This is a genomic window from Bacillus sp. SRB3LM, assembly GCF_015712745.1.
Lineage (GTDB): Bacteria > Bacillota > Bacilli > Bacillales > Bacillaceae_G > Bacillus_A > Bacillus_A thuringiensis_K.
This window is the reverse complement of sequence record NZ_VWVQ01000008.1, coordinates 244,555-271,237: the sequence shown is the minus strand read 5'-3', so window position 1 is coordinate 271,237 and position 26,683 is coordinate 244,555. Positions and strand designations below refer to the sequence as shown.

The following is a 26,683-nucleotide window of genomic DNA, read 5'->3' as shown; positions in this document are numbered from 1 at the left end:
TTTAAGTTATCCTCAGATCTTGTCGGCCCTACTTTCCCTCCAGTACCGACTGGAATGACAGGGACAACGGGAAGTACCGGGGCCACAGGAGTCACGGGTCCAACTGGGGATACAGGGGTAACAGGAGCAACCGGAGAAACGGGTTCAACGGGAAGTACGGGAACAACAGGAGTTAGTACAACTGCAACGTATGCGTTTGCGAATAATACATCAGGAAGTCTTATTTCTGTTTTGTTAAGTGGTACGAATATTCCTTTACCAAACAATCAAAATATTGGACCAGGAATAACCTTTAGTGGTGGGAATACTGTATTTACAGTTGCGAATGCAGGAAACTATTATATAGCTTATACAATTAATTTAACGGCGGGATTACTTGTAAGTTCTCGTATAACTGTAAATGGCAGTCCGCTTGCGGGAACGATAAACGCCCCGACAGTGGCTACTGGCTCATTTAGTGCAACAATAATTGCTAACTTGCCTGCTGGAGCTGCTATTAGTCTGCAATTGTTTGGATTAGTTGCAATAGCTACATTATCTACGGCAACACCAGGAGCTACTTTAACGATTATTAGATTAAGTTAATAAGCAGAAAACCTTGAAACTTTTATGTTTCAAGGTTTTTTTATCTTTGTATTTGTAAGTAAACCTCGTTAACCAGGTGGAGTGGATCCCCTCTAATTATTTAAAGTTTCACTTTATTCACTTGAGCAAAAACATCGCAGTTCGAAAATATATTATAATAGAATGAAAAGAAAGAAATTTGGCAGAAAGGGAGGGTGGCGATGCAGGAGATGGTTAAAGATTTTTTTAGACGCCCACTTCAAGATTTACGTATATCTGTCATTGATCGTTGCAATTTTAGATGTACATATTGTATGCCAGCGGAAATATTTGGGCCAGATTATGCTTTTTTGAAAGATGAGTTTTTACTAACTTTTGATGAAATTGAGCGTTTGGCAAAATTATTTATTAGCATCGGTGTACGGAAAATTAGACTTACTGGCGGTGAGCCACTGCTTCGTAAAGATTTAACAAAACTTATTGCACGTCTTGTGAAAATTGATGGGCTAATAGATATAGGGTTAACGACAAATGCTATCCATTTAACGAAACAAGCGAAGGCATTAAAAGAAGCTGGATTACATAGAGTGAATGTTAGTTTAGATGCGATAGATGACGACATATTTAGGAATATTAATGGTCGAAATATTAATACAAAACCTGTGATTAAGGGAATTATAACAGCTAAAGAGGCGGGGCTGGCAGTAAAGGTAAATATGGTTGTGAAAAAAGGGATGAACGATCATCAAATACTTCCGATGGCTGCGTATTTTAAAGAGCAAGGAATCACGCTTAGGTTTATTGAGTTTATGGATGTTGGTAGTACAAATGGGTGGAATTTTGATCAAGTCGTTACAAAACGAGAATTGATTGAGATGATTCATAAGGTGTATCCGCTTGAGCCAGCTGAAGCACATTACTTTGGTGAAGTTGCGAAGCGATATCGATACGTTGGAACAAATGTTGAAGTTGGTTTTATTACATCTGTTTCTGAGTCATTTTGTTCCTCTTGTACGAGGGCGAGAATTTCGGCAGATGGAAAGTTTTATACGTGCTTATTTGCGACAGAGGGTTTGGATGTAAGAGAACTTCTTAGAGGAGATTTTTCGGATGAGGAGTTATTAAGTGTTATACAAGATGTATGGATGAATAGAAAAGATAGGTATTCGGATGAACGGACAGAAGAAAGTGCAAAAAATCGTCCGAAAATCGAAATGTCTTATATAGGAGGATAAGAAAGGGGGCTATCGTATGCAGGAGCGATATTCAAGACAAATATTATTTTCTGGTGTTGGAGAAGAAGGACAGAAAAAAATAAGAGAGAAGCATGTGCTTATTATTGGTGCTGGTGCTCTCGGTGCGGCAAATGCAGAAGCGATTGTTAGAGCAGGTGTTGGAAAAGTAACGATTGCTGATCGTGATTATGTAGAATGGAGTAATTTACAAAGACAACAACTATATACAGAAGAAGATGCAAAACAGTATAAACCAAAGGCGGTAGCGGCAGCAGAGCATTTAAAAGCGATTAATTCTGAGGTGGAAATAAATCCTGCTGTGACGGATGTAACGGTGCAAGAAATGGAAGAGTTAGTACGTGATGTAGATTTAATATTAGATGCGACAGATAATTTTGAAACGCGTCTTCTTATTAATGATATTTCACAAAAGTATAATATTCCGTGGATATATGGTGGGTGCGTTGGAAGCTACGGAGTAACGTATACAATTTTACCAGGGAAAACACCGTGTTTTCGCTGTTTAATGGAGCATCCGGCGAGCGGAGCAACCTGTGACACAGCTGGTATTATACAACCGGCAGTACAATTAGTAGTTGCGCATCAAACTACGGAAGCGCTGAAAATATTAGTAGAAGATTACGGGGCGCTTCGTGAAACGATGTTATCGTTCGATCTTTGGAATAATCAACAGATGGCATTTAAAGTGAATAGGCAGAAAAAAGATTCTTGTTTATCTTGCGGAAGGTTACGTACATATCCAAGTTTAACATTTGAAGCACAAACGAAAACAGAAGTGTTATGTGGGCGAAATACAGTGCAAATTCGTCCAGGTGTGCGGAAGAATTTTAATTTAGAAGAAATTAAAAAGCGCTTACAAAGAAGCGTAGAGATAAAGGCGACACCTTATTTATTATCGTTTCCGGTAGAAGAATATCGTTTTGTTTTATTTACAGATGGCAGAGCGTTCATTCATGGGACGAATGATATAAATGTAGCGAAAAGTTTATATGCAAGATATATAGGTTGAACCTAAAGGAAATCCTTTAGGTTCAACGGAGAAAGGATTATGAATTTCTCGTATAATCTCCATTTTTTCCACCTGTTTTTTCAAGTAAGTACGTTTCGCCGATAATCATACCTTTATCGACAGCTTTACACATATCATACACAGTAAGAGCGGTAGCCGAAGCAGCTGTTAAAGCTTCCATTTCAACACCGGTGCTACCTTCTGTTTTAACTTTTACTTCAATGAGTAAACGATATTGTTCTTCTGATTGTTTCCAATCGAAAGAAACGTCAACACCTTTTAATAGTAAAGGATGGCACATTGGGATAATATCAGAAGTACGTTTCGCAGCCATAATTCCTGCGATTTGCGCAACTGCTAATACGTCACCTTTCCCAATTTCATTGTGGGAGATTTTATCGTAAATTTCTTTCGTAACGACAATGCTAGAGCACGCAATTGCTGTTCGAACGGTTGCTTTTTTGTCGCTTATATCAACCATTTTTGCGCGTCCTTGGTCATTAAAGTGTGTGAATGAAGACATGGAATTCCTCCTTGAAGTAATTTCTATTTAATATATAAAGTTTAATCGAGATAAAAAAAATTGCAAATATGAGGTGAGAAACGATGGTAGAAAAACGAATTCCAATTCAAGTTGCTGAGGCAGTAGAACGGGTAATGAAATATGCAAAGCATGGTGAAGTAGAAGAAATTTCTATTACGGAAAGTTACGGGAGAATTCTTGGGGAGGTTGTTGTGTCTGATCATGACGTTCCTCATTTTGATCGTTCTCCTTACGATGGTTTCGCCATTCGAGCAGAAGATACGAAAGAAGCAACTCAAGAGAATCCAGTTGAATTTGAAGTAATAGGAGAAATCGGGGCGGGTTCTGTTTTTTTAGAAGAAGTAGGCGCTTTTGAAGCGGTTCGTATTATGACAGGAGCAGCTATTCCAGAAGATTGCAATGCAGTCGTAATGCTAGAGCTGACAGAAGGGTTTGAGAAGAACGGGAAAACATATATGAAGTTAAAACGCTCTTTTAATAACGGTGACAATGTGTCGATTAAAGGAGAAGATATTAAACAAAATCAAGTTCTCGTTAAGAAAGGTGTTGCAATTAACCCTGGAGTTGCGGCCCTACTAGCAACGTTTGGATATAGTACTGTGAAAGTTATAAAACAGCCTATTGTCGGTATTGTAACGACAGGAAGTGAATTATTAGAAGTACATGAGCCTTTAGAACCGGGGAAAATTAGAAATAGTAACTCGTATATGATCGCAGCTCAAATTATGAAAGCTGGCGGGAAAGTTCGTTATTATGGTAAACTCGCGGATGAGTTAGATGCATGTTTTACAGCTGTTCAATCAGCGATGGATGAGGTCGACATTTTAATTACAACAGGTGGTGTATCAGTAGGAGATTATGACTACTTACCAGCTATTTATGAAAGGTTACAGGCGAATGTACTCTTTAATAAGATAGCCATGAGGCCCGGAAGTGTAACGACAGTAGCTGAAGTTGATGGAAAGTTACTCTTCGGTTTATCAGGAAATCCGTCTGCTTGTTATGTAGGCTTTGAATTATTTGTGCATCCAATTATAAAAACGTATTTGTATGCGAAGGAACCTCACGTATATAGAGCGGTTGCTATTTTACAAAAAGATTTTCCAAAGCCAAATCCATTTACTCGTTTCGTAAGAGCGAACGTAACAATTGTGAACGGGGCGTTACAAGCGATGCCGGTTGGTTTAGATAAATCGAGTGCGGTATCTTCACTTGCAGATGCGAATGCTTTTATCGTGTTACCTGGAGGAACGAGAGGATTTGAGACCGGAATGAAAGTGTCCGTATTATTGTTAGAGCACTCTGAGGGATGTGATTGGCCATGGGCAAAGCCCCTTCAATCTTACAAATAGTAGGATATCAAAATAGCGGAAAAACGACACTTGTAGAGAAAATTGTGCATGCAGTAGCTGAAAGTGAAATGAAAGTTGCTACAATTAAACATCACGGGCACGGAGGCTTTCCAGAAGTAGCGCAAAAAGATAGCGAAAGACACCGTAAAGCTGGTGCTGTGGTAAGTAGTGTAGAAGGTGCTGGATTGCTTTCACTTTCTTCACTAAGAAAGAAATGGTCTTTGCAAGAAATTATTCGCTTATATGAGTTTTTTGAAGTGGATACAATTTTAATAGAGGGCTATAAAAAAGAGAATTACTCGAAAGTAGTGTTACTTCGTTCTGCGGAAGACGTTGAGATTTTACATAAAGTAGAAAATATAGTGGCGGTTATTACGTGGTATGATGTTCCGGCAAATATACGAGAAGAATATAAAGTATTTCATATAACAGAAGAAGAGCTGTACATAGACTGGTTTTTACAAACGGTTAGGAGTGCGAAATGATAAAGACATATTATGAAGTAATTGACACAGAAATCTCGATTGAAGAGGTAACGAAGAAAGTAATTCGACGTGAATGCGGTGCTGTTACAACATTTATTGGAACGGTTAGAGAGTTTACGAAAGGGCGTCGTACATTATACTTAGAGTATGTTGCTTATAAGACGATGGCAGAAAAGATGCTAGAGAAAATTGGCCTGGAAGTGAACGAGAAATGGCCAGGTACATATGTTGCCATTACACATCGCATCGGTACGTTGCAAATTTCTGATATAGCGGTTGTTGTTGCTGTTTCAACACCACACCGTAAAGCGGCTTATGAAGCGAACGAATATATTATGGAACGCATAAAACAAATTGTTCCGATTTGGAAAAAGGAGTTTTGGGAAGATGGTGACTCATGGATTGGTGATCAACTAGAAAAAACACCATATCCGGCGGGAGAGCCTGGGAAGGAGCTATAAGTATGATTCGAGTATTGTTATTTGCGCACTTGCAAGAAGAAGCAGGGGCAAGTGAATTACAAATAGAGAAAGAAAATATTACAGTTGCACAGTTAAAAGATGTTGTTGCGAACGAATATAATGTACCAGTTTCAGAGCCAATTATGGTTGCGATTAATGAAGAATACGCAAATGAAGATGACAGAGTCCAATCTGGTGATGTTGTTGCACTAATTCCACCAGTGAGTGGTGGTTAATATTGGATTCATTAAAACGACTTTCCTACATAGGGAAAGTCGTTTTTTTATGGCAGTTTTGAGAACACTAATCTATAGAACAAGGAGGGAACTATGAAAAAAATATGTGTAGTTATCACAATGCTATGTGTGGCCTTTTTCTCTTCTCCAATTGATTCTTTCGCGAAAGAATCAAGAGAACAGCTTTTAGAGAGTGCATTATCAAATAGGTACTATTCAGTTATTAGACAAGTGACAGAAGACCAATATGAATGTGCTTCAGTTATAAATATAAAACGTCTCGGCAAGAAAGGTGAGTTCGTTCCTAGATATGAAGTGACGCTACAATTTCTTACATTTCAAGGAGCGCATAATCCGCCGAATGACAAAGTTACGCTTACTTTGGAAGATCGTTTAGATCACGTAAAGATAAAGAAAGTGGAGCGAGAAAAGAATGTTTCTGGCGCTATTGTAGAAAAAGTTTGTGAACGGGAAAAAGAAAAAATAAAAGCTCACTCTAACGACTTAGAGTGATAACCTATGGCGTTTAGTAAAGAAAGGTAATGAGTGATGGATATATTTTTAGCGATTTTACCAGCTATATTTTGGGGAAGTATTGTGTTATTTAACGTAAAACTGGGCGGGGGACCGTATAGTCAAACGCTCGGAACAACGTTTGGAGCACTTATTTTCTCAATTGTTGTTTATATTTTTATGAAGCCAGTATTAACACCTACCGTTATTGGAGTTGGAGTTGTGTCAGGTTTATTTTGGGCGCTTGGTCAGGCGAATCAATTGAAAAGTATTGATTTAATGGGTGTTTCGAGGACGATGCCAATTTCAACAGGACTTCAATTAGTCGCGACGACTTTATTTGGCGTTATAGTATTTCATGAATGGTCCACGACAATATCGGTCGTCCTTGGGATTCTAGCACTCGTTTGTATTATTATCGGTGTTATTTTAACATCGCTTCAAAGTGAAGAAGAAAAAAATGCAGAGCAAGCAGCAAACTTTAAAAGAGGTATCGTAATTTTATTAATTTCAACAGTCGGTTATTTAGTTTACGTAGTAGTGATTAGGTTATTTAACGTAGATGGTTGGTCGGCTTTGTTGCCACAAGCAGTTGGTATGGTGTTAGGTGGGATTTTGCTTACCTTTAAACATCATCCATTTAATAAATATGCAATTCGAAATATTATTCCAGGATTAATTTGGGCAGCTGGAAATATGTTTTTATTCATTTCGCAGCCGCGAGTTGGAGTCGCAACAAGTTTCTCGCTATCGCAAATGGGGATTATTATTTCCACGCTTGGTGGGATTCTTATATTAGGTGAAAAGAAAACGAAACGTCAATTAACGGGTATCGTTGTCGGTATCGTTTTTATTATCGCAGCCGGAATTATGTTAGGTATAGCCAAAAGTTAAAGGAGGTATGGAAATGTATAGTGATTTAGCAGGGAAAGTTGTCGTTATTACAGGATCAGCAACTGGTCTCGGAAGAGCGATGGGAGTGAGGTTTGCTAAGGAAAAAGCGAAAGTGGTTATTAATTATCGCTCACGAGAATCAGAAGCGAATGATGTGTTAGAAGAAATTAAAAAGGTGGGCGGCGAAGCGATTGCTGTAAAAGGTGATGTAACCGTCGAATCAGATGTTGTGAATCTCATTCAATCTGCTGTGAAAGAGTTTGGTACGCTTGACGTTATGATTAATAATGCAGGGATAGAAAACGCGGTACCGTCGCATGAAATGCCGCTTGAAGATTGGAATAGGGTAATTAATACAAATTTAACAGGTGCTTTTTTAGGAAGTCGTGAAGCGATTAAATATTTTGTAGAACATGATATTAAAGGGTCTGTCATTAATATGTCTAGTGTTCATGAGAAAATTCCGTGGCCACTATTTGTACACTATGCAGCAAGTAAGGGTGGCATTAAACTGATGACAGAAACGTTAGCGATGGAATATGCGCCAAAAGGTATTCGAGTAAATAATATTGGACCAGGTGCAATTAATACGCCAATTAATGCCGAAAAGTTTGCTAATCCTAAAAAGCGGGCTGACGTAGAAAGTATGATACCGATGGGCTATATTGGAAAACCTGAAGAAATTGCAGCAGTAGCAACTTGGCTTGCTTCTTCAGAGGCGAGTTATGTAACGGGAATTACGCTATTTGCAGATGGTGGAATGACGTTATATCCATCGTTTCAAGCTGGGCGTGGGTAATATAAAAGGACGAAGAGATAAAACTCTTCGTCCTTTTTTACAAAAAAAATAGCGGCCAGCTATTTTAAATTTAGTGATTAATTGTATCTTGAAGATATTCTGTTGCTTGATGTTCAGAAACATTTTGTACGAGTGCAACTTCACTAATCATCATTTTTCGAGCGTTATCTAGCATTTGTTTTTCGCTCGCATTTAAAGTTCTCTCTTTATTGCGGCGAAGTAAATCACGAACAACTTCTGCACTATCTAGCAGATTGCCGTTTTTCATTTTTTCCATATTCATTGTATATCTTTGTTTCCATGAGAGTGATGGGTCTGACTCCCCGTTTTGAAATTCAAGAAGTATATCATCTAACGTACCTCGATCAACGATATAACGAATACCTGATTTTTTTAATTGATCCATCGGAAGCATTACTTGCATATCTTTACTAATGATGCGTATCACACAATATTGACGTGAAGTACCTAATATTTCTTTCTCTTCAATTGCTTCGATGATTCCTGCACCGTGCATTGGATAAACGATTTTATCACCAATTTGAAACAAATCATCCACCTCCATATGTGGTAACCACTTTTAATGATAGCATACGTATGTAAAAATGTCAAATTTTATATAATAACATAATATTTATATTCGAGTCAATAATGTAAAGCGCTTTTTTTTTAGATCTTATTTATCCCGCATTAACGGGCAGCCCGATTGGTGAGGGCTGATAATCAGTGGGGGATGAACAAAACCCCCCCACTGATTAAAGTTTCACTTTATAGTGATTTTTTTAGAAAAATAGTACAGGTGAGAAAGAAGGCATATCCACTTATTTTTAAGCATAAAATGTAAAAGCGCTAATACAATATACCTAAATCCGTTCTTTGCAAAGGAGGGAGAGAAGGTGGGGCGCACAATAAAAATTGATATTACAAATAAAGTTGTAGCTAAATTTAGACCAAATTATTTGGAATTATATACGAGTAAATTTATGATAGGTAAGTTTTATGTCTATACTGAAGATAAAAAATATGTGTTAGAAGACGGATATATATATGAGAATGGAAAGTTTTATCGCATCATAGATACGCACCGTGGCAATAATCAAGCGGCGGAGGGCTGCGATCTAGGATGGTGTTAACATGATTCGTGTGAAAGTGTTTGATGAAAGTCACGAAAAAGACTTAGAAGACGCTGTGAATGTGTTTTTGAAAAAGATTGATGATAGCAACTTTGTAGATATTAAGTACCAAGTCGGTGTTTCTATTAACGATGACGAAAACCAAATTTATTGTTTTTCAGCAATGATCGTTTATAAAGCATAAAAAAGAGCTGGATGAGCCAGCTCTTTTTTATGCTTTATGTTGGGACAACATGTGTCGGTAATACGTTCATAATAGATTGGGTTGTGCCTAATTTCTTTGTCGTTAAAAGAGGCTCCCCTGTCTCATGATTTTGGGCATCTTTACACATACCAAGGTGATAACGATCACCTAAAAATGGATCAATATAAAAACCATTTTTGAATACTTTATCATTCGGATGTTTTTCATGGTGAATATCAGAGCAGTTAATGCAATAGAACATAGCGTTCAACCCCTTTTTATTTTGTTTGAAAAAAGTGAGTCGGTAGTCATTTCGCTCCTAAGGAAATGTTGAGGAGAAGAGAAATAACTACCTACTCAAATGGTGGGCATATTCCTTCTGATTTTTCATATCCCGCGTAGTGTCCCTGAGGGAAGGAGGAGAGACGAAATACGCATGATATACGTAAGGCGCTTCTTTCAAGATGAATGATGGAGTTTCATGTTGAGAGAAGTTTTTATTTTTTGTTGCCTTTGTGAGTATATTATGAGGAAATGTGCAGAGGGTGTTTGTCCTGTTGAAAAAATGTTGAGAATTTCTCAACAGTAAAAAAGAATTAGCGTTGACATGAAACTAAAAGGTGTTATATTATCTAAATGAAACCAAAAGGTGTTATATTTGAGTGCTGAATAAAGGAGAATGAAAATGGAACAACAAAATACATTAACTGATATTAAACAAACGATCGTTTTTAACGCGTCTATTCAAAAAGTATGGAATGTAGTATCGACTGCAGAGGGGATTGCATCATGGTTTATGCCAAATGATTTCGAATTAAAGGTAGGACATGAATTTCATGTGCAATCACCATTTGGGCCATCACCATGTAAAGTGCTAGAAATTGATGAGCCAAACCACCTATCTTTCTCATGGGATACAGATGGCTGGGTTGTTTCATTTAATTTGAAAGACCTAGGAGATAATAAAACAGAATTTACATTAATTCACGGCGGCTGGAAACATCCTGATGAAATTCTTCCGAAAGCGAATGCGAAGAGCTCTATTATTCGCGATAGAATGAGCGGCGGCTGGGTAGCGATTGTAAATGAAAAACTGAAAAAGGTTGTCGAAGGCTAAGTGTCCTCATCAGCAGCAAAATATGATGTATTTCAAGCAATTGCTGACCCAACCCGCCGAGAAGTAATACGGTTATTAAGTGATAAAGAGTTACCGATTTCCAAAATAACGGATCACTTTCCTATGAGTCGTACTGCGGTTGTAAAACACCTTCATATTCTTTCAGAAGCGAATTTAGTAAGCGGAAGAAAGAGCGGAAGAGAGAAGATATATCGTTTGCATCCAGAACCATTAGAAGAATTACAACAGTGGCTCTCGTATTATGAACGTTTTTGGGATAATAAATTATCCATGCTGAAACATATTGTGGAGAATGAAGAGTAAAAAGAGGATGACCGAAATGGTCATCCTCTTTATTATTGCTCATTTGTTTGTGTAGCGGGCTTTAATAAAAGCCAAGCGATAATTAATGTACATACTGCTAATACGAAAGTGCTCATATAAATGACGTGTACACTTGCTGCTAATGCGGATTGTGATTCAGTTGCTACACTTGCTGTAGCCCCGCCGTGTCCGCCAGATACAAGATCAAGGTTTTTAATGCCACGTGCGTGAATCATCGTATTGAAGATTGTTCCAAAGATTGCAGCACCTAACGTTTGACTAAATGTGTTAATAAATGTGTTTAAACCAACGGCTGTTCCGCGTGTATGAGCTGGTACAGCTGCTTGAATTGTTACCATGTAAATCGGTGTCACAAGCCCCATTCCTAAGCCAAATAATCCGACTGCTACATAAATAAGGAACGATGGTGAATGTGTTGATAATGTAAATAATAAGAACGTAGCGACTGATAAAATGCTAGCTCCAAGTAAAATGATTTGTTTCGTTTTTAATTTGCCTACTAAGTTACCAGAGAAGATAGCACCAAATGTCCACATAACAGGAATTGGCATTAAAATAAGTCCGGCTTCCGTTGCATTTTTTCCTAATACACCTTGGCTCCAAATTGGAAGGTACATTGTAATACTAATAATCATTGCGCCAGCAATAAGCGTTAATATGTTTATTGTAGATAATGTACGGTTAGAGAAAAGTGCTAGCGGAATTAATGGTTCCGGAGATTTTTTCTCGATGAATAAGAAAATAATGAATGAAACGACGGCGAAGATTAATAGGCCAATAATTGTTATGTCTCCCCAGTTTTGCTTACTGCTACCTGTTAATAATGCGTATAGTAGAGCGATCGTACTTAATGAGAAGACTGTTGCACCAAGATAGTCGATATGGTGTTTAGCGGGCTTAATAGATTCTTTGTAGTAAATGGCAATCATTAAGCAAGCGATAATGCCGAATGGAACGTTTAAGAAGAAAATATAACGCCAAGATAGGGAGTCAACTAAAAATCCACCTACTAACGGTCCGATAACACCAGATACACCCCAAACGGCACTCATCCAGCCCTGTGCTTTCGCGCGGTCTTTCGCTTCGCTATATAAGTCTCCAATAATTGTCATTGTAATCGGCATAACAGCACCAGCACCGATACCTTGAAGAGCGCGGAAGAAAATTAATTGTTCCATCGATGTAACGACTCCGCAAAGTGCAGAACCGACTAAAAAGATTGTAGCTCCGATAAGTAAAACTTTTTTACGGCCAAACAAATCAGCAAGCTTTCCGTATATTGGAGTCGAAACAGCTGTTGCAAGCATATAAATTGCATATACCCAACTAACAAGTTCGACGCCTGACAAATCACTCGTTATACGAGGGATTGCTGTACTAACAATCGTTCCTTCTACTGCAGAAAGAAACGTCATTAGCATTAAAGACATCATGACTTTTTTTCTCATACGTTTTCCCCTTACCCTTTTTCAAATATTCAACAATATAAAATATAAAGGTACTAAGGTATATAAAGCAACAAAAAAGCAATGGGAAGTTAAGGGGAGGGGATGTTTGTCGTTTTTTGTCGGTAAGTCGATATATTTGAAAAATCGCTGATATAAGTAGCAGAATCGCTGATATATTTGAAAAATCGCCTATATAAGTAGTAGAATCGCTGATATATTTACAGAATCGCCGATATAATTTCATGTACTTAAAAAAGAAACAGGAATCCCTGTTTCTCGGTTTAATATTGCATTTTCGCGTTTTCTCCAGCTGTTGTTCCGGCAATTCTACCAGTAACAAGAGCAGATGTAATATTATAGCCACCAGTATAACCGTGAATATCAAGAACTTCCCCACAGAAATATAAGCCGTTCGTGAATTTAGAAGACATTTCTTTCGGATTAATTTCTTTAACGGATACACCGCCGCCAGTCACGAATGCTTTTTCAATTGACTGCGTACCATTTACATTCACAGTAAATTCTTTAAAGTCTTTCACAAGTGCACGAATCTTTTCGTGAGAAACTTGTCCAGCTTGTTCGCTGCCATCAATTTCATTTTTTTCTAATAAGAATAGGAAGTAACGCTCAGGTACATAACCTTTTAACACGTTTTTAATTCCTTTTTTCGGATCTTCTTTCATTTGTTTCAGCATGCGTTGGAATAGTTGTTCACTATTTTCGTCTGGCAATGCATCGATACTCATTTGAATGGTATTTGTTTTGAACTTTTTCAGTGCTTTCACGACGAATTGACTACAGCGAAGTGCAGCAGGACCAGATAGGCCGAAATGAGTGAAGAGCATGTCCATTTTGTGAGAAATAATAGTTTTTCCTTTCGGGTTTAATACGCTTAAGTTTACATCGCGTAAAGCTAGACCTTGTAAGGAGCGATCAAGAATAAATGGTTCGTTTGAAAGGATTGGTACTTCTGTTGGGAATAATTCTGTAATTGTATGCCCGGCTTTTTTAGCCCAAGCATATCCGTCTCCAGTAGATCCAGTTTGAGGAACAGATTTTCCACCAACAGCGATAACGACGTGATTTGTTTCTAACACTTCGCCAGTTTGTAGTACAACTGCTTTCGTTTGACCATTCTCATATTCAATCGTTTCAACGGGTGTATTCGTACGGATTTTTACACCTAAGTCTTTTAATCGTGTTAAAAGTGCGTCTACTACCGATTGTGCTTTATTTGATACAGGGAACATGCGACCATGATCTTCTTCTTTCAGTTTTACACCGAGATTTTCGAAGAATGTAATAATATCTTCATTATTGAAAATAGAAAAAGCGCTGTATAAGAAGCGGCCATTTCCTGGTATATGTTTAACGATCTCATCAAGTGGTAGACGGTTCGTTACGTTACAACGGCCGCCACCTGAAATTGCAAGTTTACGCCCTAGTTTATTTCCTTTATCAAGAAGTAAGACGCTTGCGCCTTCTTCTGCAGCACCGATTGCAGCCATTAGCCCAGAAGGACCGCCGCCGATGACAATAACATCATAATGCATAATATATCGACCTCATTTTCTACATTTCCTGCCTAAAAGAATAGCATGTTTTCCCTTAAAAGAAAAATAGAGTGAAGTACTGCTTAATGAGAGAATTGTGGTACAATACAAAAGTTAGAGTTCAGTACTATCCTGCCATTTGTAGGTGATAAGACTAAAACCTCAAGATTTAGGAGAAGTAAATAGGGAGTTTGTTAGCCTGTAAATGCTCGAATGGTTCAACTAATAAGGAGTAGGAGAGAAGTCTCCAACTAATTATAGTTTCACTTTATGTAGATGTAGGAGGATTTTTGTATGTCCGATTCGAAATTTCTGCGCGGAACGCTTATTGTTACGCTAGGGACATTTTTAGTAAAGTTCTTAGGCATGATTTACGTCTTTCCGTTTCATGCATTAGTAGGAACAGAAGGCGGAACGCTCTATACATATGGATACATTCCATATACGATCTTTTTAAGTATCGCAACGGCAGGTGTGCCACTTGCTGTTTCAAAATTTGTTTCCAAATATAATGCGCTTGGCGATTATAAAACGAGCCGGAGAATGTTCCGCTCGGGAATGGTTATGATGATAGTAACAGGAGTTCTTTCGTTCCTAGTACTGTACATGACGGCGCCATTGTTTGCAGAAGCGATGCTTGGTAAACAAAGTATACACAATAATGTAGGAGAAGTTACGACGATCATTCGTCTTGTAAGTTTCGCACTTATTGTTGTACCAGCAGCGAGTTTAATTCGTGGTTATTTCCAAGGTCACCAGTCTATGGGACCAACTACCGTTTCACAAATTATTGAACAAATTATTCGTATCGTCTTTTTATTAGCAGGTAGTTTTATCGTTATTAAAGTACTTGGCGGTACAGTTGCAACAGCAGTTGGAGTAGCGACATTTGCTGCGTTCGTTTCAGCGGTTGGAGCACTCGGAGTGTTAATTTGGTACTGGTTAAAACGTAAAAAATATTTGGATCAATATTTAATTGAACAAACTGTACCAGAGTCAACAGTAAGCACCGTTCAATTGTTTAAAGAATTATTTGCATATGCGATTCCTTACGTTGTAATTGGGTTAACAATTCCTTTATATCAACAAATTGATACATTGACATTTAACTCAATTATGCAGGCGATTGGTCAAGGTGATATCGCAGAGCGAGCCCTCGGTATTTTCACAATGTGGACGCATAAGTTAATTATGATTCCTGTATCACTTGCGACAGCGTTTAGTTTAACGCTTGTACCAGCAATTACAAAATCATTTACTGAAAAACAATACCGCTATTTGAAATTACAAATTACACAAACATTCCAGGCGAATATGTTTTTAACATTGCCAGCAGTTGTCGGTATTTCTTCACTGGCATATCCAATTTATACTGCGTTTTACGATTCAGATCCACTAGGTGGACAAGTATTAATGTGGTATGCACCAGTTGCGTTGTTATTCGCTTTATTTACAGTAACAGCGGCAATCCTGCAAGGTATTAACCAGCAGAAGCATGCGATTATTGCGCTTATAATGGGCGTTATTTTGAAATTTGTATGTAACGTAATCTTTATTCGTTATTTCGGTACAGTAGGAGCAATTCTAGCGACAGCAGTTGGTTTCTTAGCTTCTGTTTGGTACACAAATCAACAAATTAAAAAATACGCACACTATTCATTCGGTGTTGTATATAAAAGAACATTCCAAATTGCAGTACTGACACTTATAATGGTCGTTACTGTAAAACTATCACAATGGATTCTATCCTTCATGATTTCGCCTGATGGCCGTATTGGTGCTCTTATAACAGTTGCGATTTGTGCAGGTATTGGCGGTTTTGTTTATGGATTGTTAGCAATTCGCACAGGAGTACTTGAAAGAGTATTTGGCGGAGAAGCATTAGATAAAATTCAACGTAAACTTGGTAGTAGATTTAAAATAAAGTTGAAATCAAGAGGGGCGTAATTACGTCCCCTTTTCTATGATAAATAAAGAAGGTGAAAAACGTGAGATTAGATAAATTATTAGCGAATATGGGATATGGAAGTAGAAAAGAAGTAAAGAAATTATTGAAAGATGGCGTTGTGAAAATTGATGGAACGCCAGTAAAAGATGCAAAAGTTCATGTAAATGTAGAAGAGCAAGAAGTTATGATTCACGGTGAAGTTGTGGAATACAAAGAGTTTGTTTACTTAATGATGCATAAACCACAAGGTGTTATTTCAGCGACGGAAGATGATAATCATGAAACAGTAATAGATTTATTAGAATTAGAAGATGCTATCTTTGATCCGTTCCCAGTTGGACGACTTGATATCGATACGGAAGGTTTCTTATTGATAACAAATGATGGGAAGTTATCGCATCAATTATTATCTCCGAAAAAGCATGTGCCGAAAAAATATTATGCACACGTTGCAGGAGTAGTAACAGAAGAGGATGTAAAAGAGTTTGCTAAAGGTGTTATTTTAGACGATGGCTATGAAACAAAGCCAGGTGCACTTACAATATTGAAAAGCGATGATATTTCTGAAATTGAGCTTGTGATTACGGAAGGGAAATTCCATCAAGTGAAGCGTATGTTTGAAGCGGTAGGGAAAAAAGTAGTCTACCTAAAGAGAACAGAGATGGGTCCGTTAGTATTAGATGAGGAACTAGAACTTGGACAATACCGAGAGCTAACAGATGAAGAAGTAGAAATGTTAAAAACATATCAAGTAGATACTGAAAAGTAGTACCTTTATAGGCGCAGAAAAGACCCCTTTCTAATTATTAGAAAGGGGTATGTATTTATTTACCATACAATTATTTTTCGTTATGAGGTCATTCTCACTTTCTTTCCTGTTGTTGTCCACTTACCGCGGCAAGGGCTATACACGAGTTCATTAAACTGCAACACATTTAGATCACGTTGTATCGTTCGCGGTGTGATCCCGAACTCATCTACAAGGTCTTTCGTCGTTACCGTTCCGTTTTCATTGATGTACATATAAATTGATTTAATGCGTGTTAGCATACGAGTAGTTGTAGGTTTCAAGAGAAAACCACTCCTCTACTAGTTTTTTTGACCCCATTCAGGAAAGAAGGTCGTTACTACCATTGTACTCTACATGATAAAATTCATGCTTTAATCTACTTAAATTTTACAGAAATTTAACAAATATTCATATAGAAAAATATTGGTAGTTGACATTGTATATATGGTCAGTCAACTAACACATAAAATTCTACGTAAAACGCCAAATTCCTGCAAATTTTTTTAGAAAAATAAAAGAAAAACTAATGAGAAATATCTGAAATATTACAATTGTTCGGTATTTGATTTTCGTGTATGGCATAAGAGATTTCGGTTTGTTATGATGAAAGAAACAATATAGTGAAGGATGGATGCGTGATGTCAGCAATTAATTGGACAGAAGAAGTTGCAAAACGAAAAGATGATTTAATTCGTGATACACAACAATTTTTACAAATTAAAAGTGTATGGGAAGAAGAGTCAGCGAAAGAGGGCGCACCATTCGGTGAAGGTGTAGAAAAAGCTTTATCTTTCATGTTACATAAAGGAGAAAATGAAGGTTTTACTTCTAAAAATTTAGAAGGATATGCAGGTCATCTTGAAATGGGACAAGGAGAAGAGTTAGTAGGTATTCTTTGTCACGTTGACGTTGTACCAGAAGGAGATGGCTGGACAACTCCTGCATATAGTGCAGATATTCGCGACGGAAAGATTTTTGCGCGTGGTGCAATTGACGATAAAGGTCCAACGATGGCAGCATATTATGCGATGAAAATTGTGAAAGAATTAGACTTACCTCTTTCAAAACGTGTTCGTATGATTATAGGAACAGATGAGGAAAGCAATTGGAAATGTGTAGATCACTACTTTGAAAATGAAGAAATGCCAACGATTGGTTTTGCACCAGATGCAGACTTTCCAATTATTAATGCAGAAAAAGGAATTTCTGATATACAAGTTGTGCAAAATGGTAGTGAAGAGAAAAAAGGTACATATGAACTTGTTTCATTTGATTCAGGGCGCCGTTTAAATATGGTCCCTGATTTTGCAGAAGCGGTTATTACAGGAGAAGATGTAAATGCACTTACAGTAGCATATGAAGAGTATTTACAAACTGCTAAAAAAATAGGGAAATCGACTATAGAAGGAAATACAGTGAAGTTGCAAATAGAAGGAATTTCAGCGCACGGATCTACTCCTGAAAAAGGAGAAAATGCAGGTTTATTATTAGCAAACTTCTTAACTACAGTTTCACTTGATGGAAAAGCAACTGCATTTGCGACATTTGCAACAGAAACATTTACTGGTGATATTTTTGGTGAAAAAGCTACTATTGCTTATAAAGATGAAATTAGCGGTCCGTTAACAGTGAATGTCGGTCGCATTTCTTATACGAAAGAAAACGGTGGTAACTTAGGGCTAAACGTACGTTACCCAGTTACAACTAACTTTGAAGAAACAATTGTGAAGTTGAAAGAATATGTTGGTACGCATGGTTTTGAAGTGGCTGACTATTCTAATTCTCGCCCACATCACGTCGATAAAAATCACGTATTAATCCGTACGTTACAACGTGTGTATGAAGAACAAACGGGTGAAAAACCAGAACTATTAGCAATCGGCGGCGGTACTTATGCTCGTTCATTAAAAGCTGGTGTGGCATTTGGTCCGCTGTTCCCTGGAAAAGAAGAACTTGCGCATCAAAAAGATGAGTATATCGAAATTGAAGACTTATTAAAAGCAACAGCAATTTACGCGCAAGCAATTCATGAATTAGCGAAGTAATGGATATATAAATAATGTCCGCTCTCTATTTTGGAGAGCGGCTTCTTTTTACCTGAATGAGATAAGAAAGAAAAGCAACAATAGAAAGAAGGAGAAGATGTACATGGAACTGCATTATTTTGTCGCAATTACGTTACCGAATCATATAAAAGAAATGCTGTCTAACTATAAAGAGGACATGCAAGAGGAATTGCAATTTCGTTCATGGGTACATAAAGAAGACTATCATATTACCCTTTCATTTTTAGGGAGTGCAACGGAGGAACAGTTAGAGGGAATAAAGAATGGATTACAAACAATTGCAGAAACAAAAGAACTATCGTTCACGTTACAAGGTTTTTCAACGTTTGGTAGGGAAGATCAGCCCCGTATTTTTTGGGCGAAGGTAAGTGAAAATCACGATTTGTTTCAGTTGCAAAAGCAAATACATGCCATTTGTGAAGAAAATGGATTTTCTCTAGAAACACGCCCGTATCACCCGCATATTACCGTTGCTCGTAAATGGATAGGAGAAGAAAAGTTCGATTTAGAACTTATAAAAGAAGTGCCTAAAATATCATTTCAAGCAGATACAATTACTTTATACGAATCCCACGTGAAAGAAACCCCGAAGTATAAATCGATTGCTGAAATAAAATTACAAAAATAGAATGTTGAAAACGTTTTTTATGCAGGTGAATATACTATAGAGAAGAATGGAGTTACTGTATAGAGTCTTGTTGATAAGAAAAGTCTTATCATTTGCAGCTCATTTTATCTCGCCTAATTGGTGAAGGCTAATAATAAGTGAGGATCGAAAAGTTTTCTCGCTCATTAAAGTTTCACTTTATTTTAACTTTGAGAATGATGGTGATTTTTTTATGTTGAAAGTAAAACGTCCATTTGATGCCTATTTAGATGAAATGAATAAAATTACAATTTTGCTCCCACATGCGTATGGAACAAGTCGGACATTTCGTTTGCAAGAAGGAAGTAATGTGAAAGATTTACCGATTGCTCATACTATTGCGCTTCCAGATGCAACGAAGTATGAGTGCTTTATAGAAGAGCCGCTAGATGTGGGGAAGTATTATACAGTACGAGATGAACGGAATGAAGAAACTGATTTACAAATAGGTGCTGTTATTCGAACGACAATTTTCGATGAAAAGTATTATTACGAAGGTACAGATTTAGGTGCTGTGTATCAAAAAGAAGAAACGACATTTAAAGTATGGGCCCCAACTGCAAGGCTTGCGAAAGTAAGAATTTATAAGAGTGATAAAGAATATATCGATCATGAAATGTACAGGGGAGAAAACGGAGTTTGGATTCAAACATTACAAGGTGATTTAGACGGAGCACGCTATACATTTCTTGTTTGTATTAATTTAATATGGAACGAAGCTGTGGATCCTTATGCAAAGTCGGTGACGGTAAACGGAAAACACGGTGTTGTTATCGATTTAGAAAAAACGAATGTAACAAGACGAGAGGGATTACCAACATTACAATCAATGACAGATGCCATATTGTATGAACTGCATATTCGTGATGCGACTATACATCAAAATAGTGGAGTAATTCAAAAGGGAACATATAAAGGATTGATGGAGGATGGAACAACAGGACGGAACGGGGCGTTAACAGGGTTGTCTCATATAAAAGATTTAGGTGTTACACATGTTGAACTATTACCTTTATATTGTTTCGGTGGTGTAGATGAGGCGAATCCTTCATCCGCCTATAATTGGGGATATAATCCATTATATTACAATGCACCAACAGGATTTTATGCTACAAACCCCTCTGATCCGTATAACAGGATAGTTGAGTGTAAACAACTAATCGAAACATTTCATGAACAAGGTATTAGGGTGATTATAGATGTTGTATATAATCATGTTTATGAAAGAGAGCTATCATCATTTGAGAAGCTTGTTCCAGGATATTATTTTCGTCATGGTGAAGATGGTATGCCTTCTAATGGGGCGGGAGTTGGAAATGATATAGCATCTGAACGGAAAATGATGAGGAAATTCATTGTAGAGTCTATTTTATATTGGCTTACTGAATACAATGTCGATGGATTCCGATTCGACTTAATGGGAATTTTAGATGTTGATACAATGAATATGATAGAAAAAGAAGTGCGAAACATAAAACGAGATGCTTTGTTATTAGGGGAAGGATGGGATTTACAAACACCGCTTCCTGCCAAAGAAAAAGCAACGTTAAATAATGCGAAGAAAATGCCACATATCGCGCAGTTTAATGATCAATTTCGTGATGGGATAAAAGGGAGTACATTTCATATAAATAAGCGTGGTTTTGCATTTGGTGGGCATGTAGACTGTAACCATTTGCAGTATATTGCAGCAGGAAGTCTTTTAAGTATGAAAGAAACGGGGCTGTTTCTAGAGCCGGCGCAAAGCATTAATTATGTAGAATGTCATGATAATATGACGATGTGGGATAAACTAGTGCGCAGTAATGAAGAATCAGAAGCGATTTTGAAAAAACGTCACCTGTTGGCGAGCGCGATGGTTATTCTTTCACAAGGCATTCCTTTCTTACACGCAGGGCAGGAGTTTTATCGTACGAAGAAAGGAAATGAAAATAGTTATAATGCAAATGATGAGATCAATCAATTAGATTGGGATCAAAAAGAGAAAGAGATAGAGACCGTTAACTATATAAAAGGTTTAATTGCGATTCGTAAAGAGCATGGGGCATTCCGATTACAAAACGCAGACCTTATAAAAAAACATATGACTTTTTTACAAACATCTACAGAAGTACTTGCATATCATCTAGAGCATGCAGAATCGTTTGGGCCGTGGAAAGAGATTGTCGTCTTATTTAATAGCTGTTTAGAAGCCAAAACTGTGCAGCTTCCGAAAGAAGCAACGTGGCATGTGTTAGTAAACGAAAACGAAGCGAAAATAGAGCCAATTTCTTCATTTAGAGGAAAGGAACTTAAGCTGGCTCCAATTAGCACGTATATATTGACGATAATGTGACAAATCGCTACTTGACGATGAGAATGTAATAAATGTAGAATTGACAAAGGTGACGATTTTGATAAGTTGTCATTCTATGACAGGTTTTGTAAAATAAAATAGAGGATTTTTGGCTTAGGCTAATTTTTCTTTTCATTTACAGTAAAATATATGAATCCACAACATATGTAGAAATGTTGCGGTTTTTCTTTTCATAACTATAAAAGATAAGGATTTGTTAACGGGTAATGAATATGGAATGGTTGGAACAATTATTAGGAAAAGAGTGGAGTCTTGTACCGGCTGGTGGAGTAACGGGCGATGCATATATTGCGCAAAATGGACAACAGAAGTTATTTTTAAAGCGGAATACATCGCCCTTTTTAGCGGTATTGTCAGCAGAAGGAATTGTTCCAAAATTACTTTGGACAAGAAGGGTAACGAATGGTGATGTAATTTCTGCTCAAAAATGGCTTCCGGGACAGAAGCTAGAGCCAGAGGATATGAAACTAGAACGTGTTGCGAAACTTTTGAAGAAAATACACTCCTCTAAAGCGCTTGTACAGATGATTCAAAGACTTGGGAAGCAGCCGCTTCACGCACAAGAGTTATTACAACAGCTGCAACTCGTTTTAAGAGGAGATATAAGGGATGATGAAACAATTCAGCAAGGCCTTCAATATTTAATGGATTCATTAAAAGCTATTGAATACAATGAATTCGTTGTATGCCATTGTGATGTAAACCATAACAACTGGCTATTGTCGGATGAAGATGAGTTGTTTTTAATTGATTGGGATGGAGCTGTAATTGCTGACCCAGCTCTAGACCTCGGTATGTTATTATATTGGTACATTCCGCGCCAGGAGTGGAGTGAGTGGCTCGGTTATTATGATATTGAAATGGATGAATCGCTGCTTAGGCGTATGAGATGGTATGTGATAGCACAAACGATTTTGTCTATTCAATGGCACACAACAAAAAAGCAGCAAGCAGAAGCTGAATATTGGCATCAATATTTACAGCAACTACTTGCTTCAGAATAATACTTAAGAAAAATTGTCCATTCCAGCAATCCACTGAGTAAGTTGTTCTTGATTATTGGAAATATGGTTGTCCAAATTAGAGGAAGATTTACCCGATTGACTATAAGAATATACATCGTTTAGCATTGCTTTAGCGTCACTACTTATATTATCGTTTGCGAGTAACGATTGAATGAGGCGCTCTAATTGCTCGCATTCTGAAACTGTCCCGCAACAATCACTTTGGTGGTTGACTAAAATATCTTTCAGCACTTCTAATTGATGTTGTTGATTAATTGGCATGAACGGATCATCCTTTCGATTGTTTTTCTCTTCAAATGTAAGAGAAAAAGCTGTTTCGTCATGGAATGTTTAATGCTGTATGTAGTTTTTATCAAAATGGTACATCTTATACTTGAAAGAAACGGACCGAGTGCTCGTACGTACTTGGTTTTTTGTTTGGTAGATTGATTAAAAAAGAAAGAAGGAATTATTCCTTTAAAATAGCTATGTAAAGAGAGGGAAACATCTATGCGTTTAAGACATAAACCGTATGCAATGGATCGAATTAATGAATATTCACATATCGTAATCGGAAACCCAGAGGAGCGCGCTGGTAGCTGGAAAGAAGTATTTGGAAACGAACAACCAATTCACATTGAAGTAGGTACAGGTCGTGGCCGCTTCATGTATGATATGGCAAAAGCGAATCCACATATTAATTATATTGGAATTGAAAAATTCACAAGTGTTGTTGTAGATGCACTTGATAAATTAATTGAAGAAGAATTACCAAACTTAAAGTTAATTAATAAAGATGCTGAAGATTTAACAGTTTTCTTTGCGAAAGGTGAAATTGATCGCGTTTATTTAAACTTCTCAGATCCATGGCCAAAGAAACGTCATACGAAGCGTCGTTTAACGTATAAAACATTTTTACGTAATTACGAAGAAGTATTAGTAGAAGGCGGAGAAATTCATTTCAAAACAGATAACCAAGGTCTATTTGAATATTCTCTTATGAGTATGGCTGAGTATGGTATGTTACTAACGTACTTAAGCTTAGATCTTCATAACAGCGACTTTGAAGGTAACATCATGACTGAATACGAAGAGAAATTCTCTAGTAAAGGTCATCGTATTTACCGAGTTGAAGCAAAATATCGTACAGAGCCTATGCAGTAATGCATAGGTTTTTTTACAGCTAAAATAATCAGAATTTTATGTTAAGATTAATTGAAAGGGGGATGTGTAATGGAACAGTTACAAATTGGAGATATAAAAGTAACGTGGTTAAAAGGCGGGAATACACATTTAGATGGAGGAGCAATGTTTGGTGTTGTGCCGAAAGTACTTTGGTCACGTAAATATAAACATAATGACACAAATCATATTTATTTACGAACAGATCCGTTACTTTTGCAAACGAAAGACGGAAATATGCTCATTGATTCCGGGATAGGAAACGGTAAGTTGAATGAGAAGATGAAACGAAATCAAGGTGTAACAGAAGAATCATCGGTTTATGAATCATTAGAAAAATTAGGATTAAAGCCTGAAGATATCGACTACGTCTTGATGACACATCTTCATTTTGATCATGCATCTGGTCTAACAAAATGGGAAGATGATCACCTTGTACCAGCATTTCCAAATGCGAAAGTTTACGTAAGTGAAACAGAATGGAATGAAATGAGGAATCCAAACATTAGATCACGTAATACATATTGGAAGGAAAATTGGGAGCCAATTGTAGATCAAGTTGTTACGTTCCAGCAAGAAATAGAAATTACAGATGAAATCAAGATGGCGCATACGGGTGGTCATAGTGATGGACATGCAGTTATCACTTTGGAGAGTCAAGGGGAGACGATGCTACACTTAGCAGATCTATTGCCGACGCACGCGCATCAAAATGTATTATGGGTAATGGCATACGATGATTATCCTATGACCTCGATTGAAAATAAGCAAAAGTGGATGAAGTATGGTGCTGAAAAAGATGCTTGGTTTACGTTTTATCATGACGCGTATTATCGCGCTGTGAAGTGGAATGAGGAAGGGCATATTGTAGAAAAGATAGAGAGAAAAACGAGTATAGAAGCATAGAAAGAGGAGGTTGTTCCATCATATTTATTGGAGCAGCTTCTTTTTTATTGTCGGGTTTTGTCGGTAAGTCGATATAATTGGGAAATCGCCGATATAATTGAGGAATCGCTGATATAAAACGAGTTGCGCCGATATATTCGAAAAATCGCTGATATAATTTTAATCAATAGCCGCAATTTCAAAAAAATAAGAGGTTCACCTAATGGGAACCCTCCTTTTTATGCTGCTATAACCTCTAAAACAGTACCTGTTTTAGCATCAACTAAAAATTCAAATCGTTCTTGTATATCATCTAACATTGTTGTAAGACCGCCGCGATAAACTTCATATGCGACATCATATTTTTCAAATGTCTCTGGAACCATATGTACCCAAGAGCCAGTAATTTCACCTTTATGACTTAATGCTTGTTTCACCATTTTCAATGCTTTTTCTGAAGAAATATGGGATTGTTCTTGTACTTTGTTTGCAACGAGATAACCAGCTGCGAACCCAACGCCAAGACCTGCTACTAAACCTTTCCAGCTCATATATTCACCTCAATTCTATAAAATAAAAATAGTGTACCGATAATAATTATAAAGCAAATACAGCCAAAAAAGAAGAAACTAGAAACATTTCGAAAATTTCGTTACAATAAAAGAGGTATTCTACTAAGGTTTGAAAGAAGGGGACTTCGTGAATAAAGAGACATTACAATTATTTCGTACGTTAACAGAATTACAAGGTGCATCAGGTTTTGAACATGATGTACGCCGTTTTATGAAACAAGAATTAAGCAAATATGCGGATGAAATTGTACAAGACGGTTTAGGTAGCGTATTTGGTCTGAAAAAAGGGGACGAAACTGGCCCGCGTGTTCTTGTAGCAGGTCATATGGATGAAGTAGGTTTCATGATTACGCAAATTACGAAAAACGGAATGCTTCGTTTTCAAACGTTAGGCGGATGGTGGAGTCAAGTTCTATTAGCACAGCGTGTACAAGTTATGACGAAGAATGGTCCTGTTATTGGGGTTGTTGGTTCTATTCCTCCTCATTTATTAAGTGACGCGCAACGTGCAAAACCGATGGATATAAAAAATATGTTAATTGATATAGGTGCAGATAGTTATGAAGATGCGATTGAAATTGGTGTAAAACCAGGACAACAAATCGTGCCGATTTGCCCATTCACGCCGATGGCAAACGAAAAGAAAATTATGGCGAAAGCTTGGGACAACCGTTACGGATGTGGCCTTGCAATCGAATTGTTAAAAGAATTAAAAGATGAAACATTACCAAACACATTATACTCTGGTGCTACTGTACAAGAAGAAGTAGGTCTCCGCGGAGCGCAAACAGCTGCCAATATGATTCAACCAGACATTTTTTATGCGCTTGATGCAAGTCCAGCAAACGATGCATCTGGTGACAAAACGCAGTTCGGTCAATTAGGAAAAGGTGCTCTTCTTCGTATTTATGATCGCACGATGGTAACACATAGAGGAATGCGCGAATTCATTTTAGATACAGCAGAAACAAACAACATTCCGTACCAATACTTTATTTCACAAGGTGGTACAGATGCGGGCCGTGTACATACAAGTAACTCTGGTATCCCATCAGCAGTAATTGGTGTTTGTGCACGCTACATCCATACACATGCTTCAATTTTACATGTTGATGATTATGCAGCGGCGAAAGAATTAATTACGAAGCTTGTAAGAACAACAGATAAAACGACGTTAGAGACAATTAAGAATAACGCGTAGAGAGAAGGGCTGAAGAGCCTTTCTTTTTTTGGCTTGAATAGATGACCCATCCATGTGTGGGAGCGGTCAGTGCCTAATTGGTGCTCGCATGATGTATTAAGACCCTGGATAGGAAAAGAGAGGAAGGCTGTTTTTGTATT

30 protein-coding genes and 1 pseudogene are annotated in these 26,683 nt (G+C 37.4%); 23 read left to right on the top strand and 8 right to left on the bottom strand.

Annotation, left to right across the window (positions count from 1 at the left end; all coding sequences use genetic code 11):
* Window positions 1-51: 51 nt before the first annotated feature.
* From F3I02_RS33795 to F3I02_RS08290, 3 genes and pseudogenes are all read left to right on the top strand, one after another.
* Window positions 52-585, top strand: a pseudogene (locus tag F3I02_RS33795) (BclA C-terminal domain-containing protein); the annotation flags it as partial.
* A 200-nt stretch (window positions 586-785) separates the two neighbouring features.
* Entirely contained in the window at window positions 786-1,799 is a 1,014-nt protein-coding gene (gene moaA, locus F3I02_RS08295; RefSeq protein WP_074594923.1) for a GTP 3',8-cyclase MoaA, read from the top strand.
* A gap of 16 nt (window positions 1,800-1,815) precedes the next feature.
* Window positions 1,816-2,829: a molybdopterin-synthase adenylyltransferase MoeB gene (locus F3I02_RS08290; protein WP_001158082.1), complete on the top strand. Its 1,014-nt coding sequence runs from the start codon at window positions 1,816-1,818 to the stop codon at window positions 2,827-2,829.
* Window positions 2,830-2,866: 37 nt separating this feature from the next.
* Here the strand turns inward: F3I02_RS08290 and moaC are convergent, their stop codons facing one another.
* A complete protein-coding gene (gene moaC, locus F3I02_RS08285; RefSeq protein WP_074594925.1) occupies window positions 2,867-3,352 on the bottom strand; it encodes a cyclic pyranopterin monophosphate synthase MoaC in 486 nt (161 codons plus the stop codon).
* Window positions 3,353-3,435: 83 nt separating this feature from the next.
* On the opposite strand from moaC, the gene F3I02_RS08280 reads away from it, so the two are divergent.
* From F3I02_RS08280 to F3I02_RS08250, 7 genes are all read left to right on the top strand, one after another.
* A complete protein-coding gene (locus F3I02_RS08280; protein ID WP_196477818.1) occupies window positions 3,436-4,725 on the top strand; it encodes a molybdopterin molybdotransferase MoeA in 1,290 nt (429 codons plus the stop codon).
* Window positions 4,695-5,210 carry a molybdopterin-guanine dinucleotide biosynthesis protein B gene (gene mobB / locus F3I02_RS08275; protein WP_000513626.1) on the top strand — a complete coding sequence of 172 codons (516 nt, stop codon included), beginning with the start codon at window positions 4,695-4,697 and terminating at the stop codon, window positions 5,208-5,210. Before F3I02_RS08280 ends, mobB begins: the two co-directional genes overlap by 31 nt.
* Window positions 5,207-5,671 (top strand): molybdopterin synthase catalytic subunit MoaE, encoded by a 465-nt coding sequence (gene moaE, locus F3I02_RS08270; RefSeq protein ID WP_196477817.1) that lies wholly within the window; start codon window positions 5,207-5,209, stop codon window positions 5,669-5,671. Before mobB ends, moaE begins: the two co-directional genes overlap by 4 nt.
* Before the next feature lie 2 nt (window positions 5,672-5,673).
* Entirely contained in the window at window positions 5,674-5,907 is a 234-nt protein-coding gene (gene moaD, locus F3I02_RS08265) for a molybdopterin converting factor subunit 1 (RefSeq protein WP_000621768.1), read from the top strand.
* Between the two features lie 93 nt (window positions 5,908-6,000).
* Window positions 6,001-6,420 carry a DUF3888 domain-containing protein gene (locus tag F3I02_RS08260; RefSeq protein WP_000717676.1) on the top strand — a complete coding sequence of 140 codons (420 nt, stop codon included), beginning with the start codon at window positions 6,001-6,003 and terminating at the stop codon, window positions 6,418-6,420.
* Between the two features lie 36 nt (window positions 6,421-6,456).
* Window positions 6,457-7,314 (top strand): glucose uptake protein GlcU, encoded by an 858-nt coding sequence (gene glcU / locus F3I02_RS08255; RefSeq protein WP_000350861.1) that lies wholly within the window; start codon window positions 6,457-6,459, stop codon window positions 7,312-7,314.
* 13 nt (window positions 7,315-7,327) lie between these two features.
* Window positions 7,328-8,113 (top strand): glucose 1-dehydrogenase, encoded by a 786-nt coding sequence (locus tag F3I02_RS08250; protein WP_000286678.1) that lies wholly within the window; start codon window positions 7,328-7,330, stop codon window positions 8,111-8,113.
* 70 nt (window positions 8,114-8,183) lie between these two features.
* On the opposite strand, the gene F3I02_RS08245 is transcribed toward F3I02_RS08250, so the two are convergent.
* Window positions 8,184-8,678: a CarD family transcriptional regulator gene (locus F3I02_RS08245; protein ID WP_000451441.1), complete on the bottom strand. Its 495-nt coding sequence runs from the start codon at window positions 8,676-8,678 to the stop codon at window positions 8,184-8,186.
* 331 nt (window positions 8,679-9,009) lie between these two features.
* Between F3I02_RS08245 and F3I02_RS08240 the strand changes: the two genes are divergently transcribed.
* Entirely contained in the window at window positions 9,010-9,246 is a 237-nt protein-coding gene (locus F3I02_RS08240; RefSeq protein ID WP_000533804.1) for a DUF2553 family protein, read from the top strand.
* A 1-nt stretch (window position 9,247) separates the two neighbouring features.
* Window positions 9,248-9,430, top strand: coding sequence for a sporulation protein Cse60 (locus F3I02_RS08235; protein ID WP_000621751.1), 183 nt, complete (start codon window positions 9,248-9,250; stop codon window positions 9,428-9,430).
* Between the two features lie 34 nt (window positions 9,431-9,464).
* On the opposite strand, the gene F3I02_RS08230 is transcribed toward F3I02_RS08235, so the two are convergent.
* A complete protein-coding gene (locus F3I02_RS08230; RefSeq protein WP_000498989.1) occupies window positions 9,465-9,692 on the bottom strand; it encodes a DUF3973 domain-containing protein in 228 nt (75 codons plus the stop codon).
* 423 nt (window positions 9,693-10,115) lie between these two features.
* Here F3I02_RS08230 and F3I02_RS08225 point away from each other — a divergent pair, with 423 nt between their 5' ends.
* Window positions 10,116-10,547 (top strand): SRPBCC family protein, encoded by a 432-nt coding sequence (locus F3I02_RS08225; protein ID WP_000437773.1) that lies wholly within the window; start codon window positions 10,116-10,118, stop codon window positions 10,545-10,547.
* The gene (locus F3I02_RS08220; RefSeq protein ID WP_000098837.1) at window positions 10,548-10,871 is read left to right on the top strand and encodes an ArsR/SmtB family transcription factor; all 324 of its coding nucleotides are present in this window, start codon (window positions 10,548-10,550) and stop codon (window positions 10,869-10,871) included. It begins immediately after the preceding gene.
* Between the two features lie 32 nt (window positions 10,872-10,903).
* Here the strand turns inward: F3I02_RS08220 and F3I02_RS08215 are convergent, their stop codons facing one another.
* Both F3I02_RS08215 and F3I02_RS08210 read right to left on the bottom strand, forming a co-directional pair.
* Window positions 10,904-12,340 (bottom strand): MDR family MFS transporter, encoded by a 1,437-nt coding sequence (locus tag F3I02_RS08215; protein ID WP_001228010.1) that lies wholly within the window; start codon window positions 12,338-12,340, stop codon window positions 10,904-10,906.
* Window positions 12,341-12,621: 281 nt separating this feature from the next.
* On the bottom strand, window positions 12,622-13,893 hold the full coding sequence (locus F3I02_RS08210) for a BaiN/RdsA family NAD(P)/FAD-dependent oxidoreductase (protein ID WP_000558889.1): 1,272 nt from the start codon (window positions 13,891-13,893) through the stop codon (window positions 12,622-12,624).
* A gap of 294 nt (window positions 13,894-14,187) precedes the next feature.
* Between F3I02_RS08210 and F3I02_RS08205 the strand changes: the two genes are divergently transcribed.
* Both F3I02_RS08205 and F3I02_RS08200 read left to right on the top strand, forming a co-directional pair.
* Window positions 14,188-15,840, top strand: coding sequence for a putative polysaccharide biosynthesis protein (locus F3I02_RS08205; RefSeq protein WP_001284031.1), 1,653 nt, complete (start codon window positions 14,188-14,190; stop codon window positions 15,838-15,840).
* 41 nt (window positions 15,841-15,881) lie between these two features.
* Complete coding sequence (locus tag F3I02_RS08200; protein ID WP_001234947.1) at window positions 15,882-16,610, top strand: pseudouridine synthase; 729 nt, start codon at window positions 15,882-15,884, stop codon at window positions 16,608-16,610.
* Between the two features lie 80 nt (window positions 16,611-16,690).
* Here F3I02_RS08200 and F3I02_RS08195 read toward each other — a convergent pair whose 3' ends face one another.
* The gene (locus F3I02_RS08195; protein ID WP_000805512.1) at window positions 16,691-16,912 is read right to left on the bottom strand and encodes a DeoR family transcriptional regulator; all 222 of its coding nucleotides are present in this window, start codon (window positions 16,910-16,912) and stop codon (window positions 16,691-16,693) included.
* 357 nt (window positions 16,913-17,269) lie between these two features.
* On the opposite strand from F3I02_RS08195, the gene pepV reads away from it, so the two are divergent.
* From pepV to F3I02_RS08175, 4 genes are all read left to right on the top strand, one after another.
* Window positions 17,270-18,676, top strand: a complete 1,407-nt coding sequence (pepV, locus tag F3I02_RS08190) for a dipeptidase PepV (protein WP_196477816.1) — start codon at window positions 17,270-17,272, stop codon at window positions 18,674-18,676.
* A gap of 103 nt (window positions 18,677-18,779) precedes the next feature.
* A complete protein-coding gene (gene thpR / locus F3I02_RS08185) occupies window positions 18,780-19,325 on the top strand; it encodes an RNA 2',3'-cyclic phosphodiesterase (RefSeq protein WP_000418983.1) in 546 nt (181 codons plus the stop codon).
* Between the two features lie 211 nt (window positions 19,326-19,536).
* Entirely contained in the window at window positions 19,537-21,678 is a 2,142-nt protein-coding gene (gene pulA, locus F3I02_RS08180) for a type I pullulanase (RefSeq protein WP_196477815.1), read from the top strand.
* Between the two features lie 227 nt (window positions 21,679-21,905).
* On the top strand, window positions 21,906-22,703 hold the full coding sequence (locus F3I02_RS08175; protein WP_001986674.1) for a phosphotransferase family protein: 798 nt from the start codon (window positions 21,906-21,908) through the stop codon (window positions 22,701-22,703).
* A gap of 3 nt (window positions 22,704-22,706) precedes the next feature.
* Here F3I02_RS08175 and F3I02_RS08170 read toward each other — a convergent pair whose 3' ends face one another.
* Window positions 22,707-22,985 (bottom strand): YtzH-like family protein, encoded by a 279-nt coding sequence (locus tag F3I02_RS08170; RefSeq protein ID WP_001122234.1) that lies wholly within the window; start codon window positions 22,983-22,985, stop codon window positions 22,707-22,709.
* Window positions 22,986-23,213: 228 nt separating this feature from the next.
* Between F3I02_RS08170 and trmB the strand changes: the two genes are divergently transcribed.
* Together trmB and F3I02_RS08160 are read left to right on the top strand one after the other, a co-directional pair.
* Window positions 23,214-23,867 carry a tRNA (guanosine(46)-N7)-methyltransferase TrmB gene (trmB, locus tag F3I02_RS08165; RefSeq protein ID WP_001239385.1) on the top strand — a complete coding sequence of 218 codons (654 nt, stop codon included), beginning with the start codon at window positions 23,214-23,216 and terminating at the stop codon, window positions 23,865-23,867.
* 69 nt (window positions 23,868-23,936) lie between these two features.
* Entirely contained in the window at window positions 23,937-24,791 is an 855-nt protein-coding gene (locus F3I02_RS08160) for a YtnP family quorum-quenching lactonase (protein WP_000436850.1), read from the top strand.
* Window positions 24,792-25,009: 218 nt separating this feature from the next.
* On the opposite strand, the gene F3I02_RS08155 is transcribed toward F3I02_RS08160, so the two are convergent.
* A complete protein-coding gene (locus tag F3I02_RS08155) occupies window positions 25,010-25,321 on the bottom strand; it encodes a PepSY domain-containing protein (protein WP_000118541.1) in 312 nt (103 codons plus the stop codon).
* A 148-nt stretch (window positions 25,322-25,469) separates the two neighbouring features.
* On the opposite strand from F3I02_RS08155, the gene F3I02_RS08150 reads away from it, so the two are divergent.
* Window positions 25,470-26,543, top strand: a complete 1,074-nt coding sequence (locus F3I02_RS08150; RefSeq protein ID WP_001031508.1) for a M42 family metallopeptidase — start codon at window positions 25,470-25,472, stop codon at window positions 26,541-26,543.
* The last annotated feature ends 140 nt before the right edge of the window (window positions 26,544-26,683 follow it).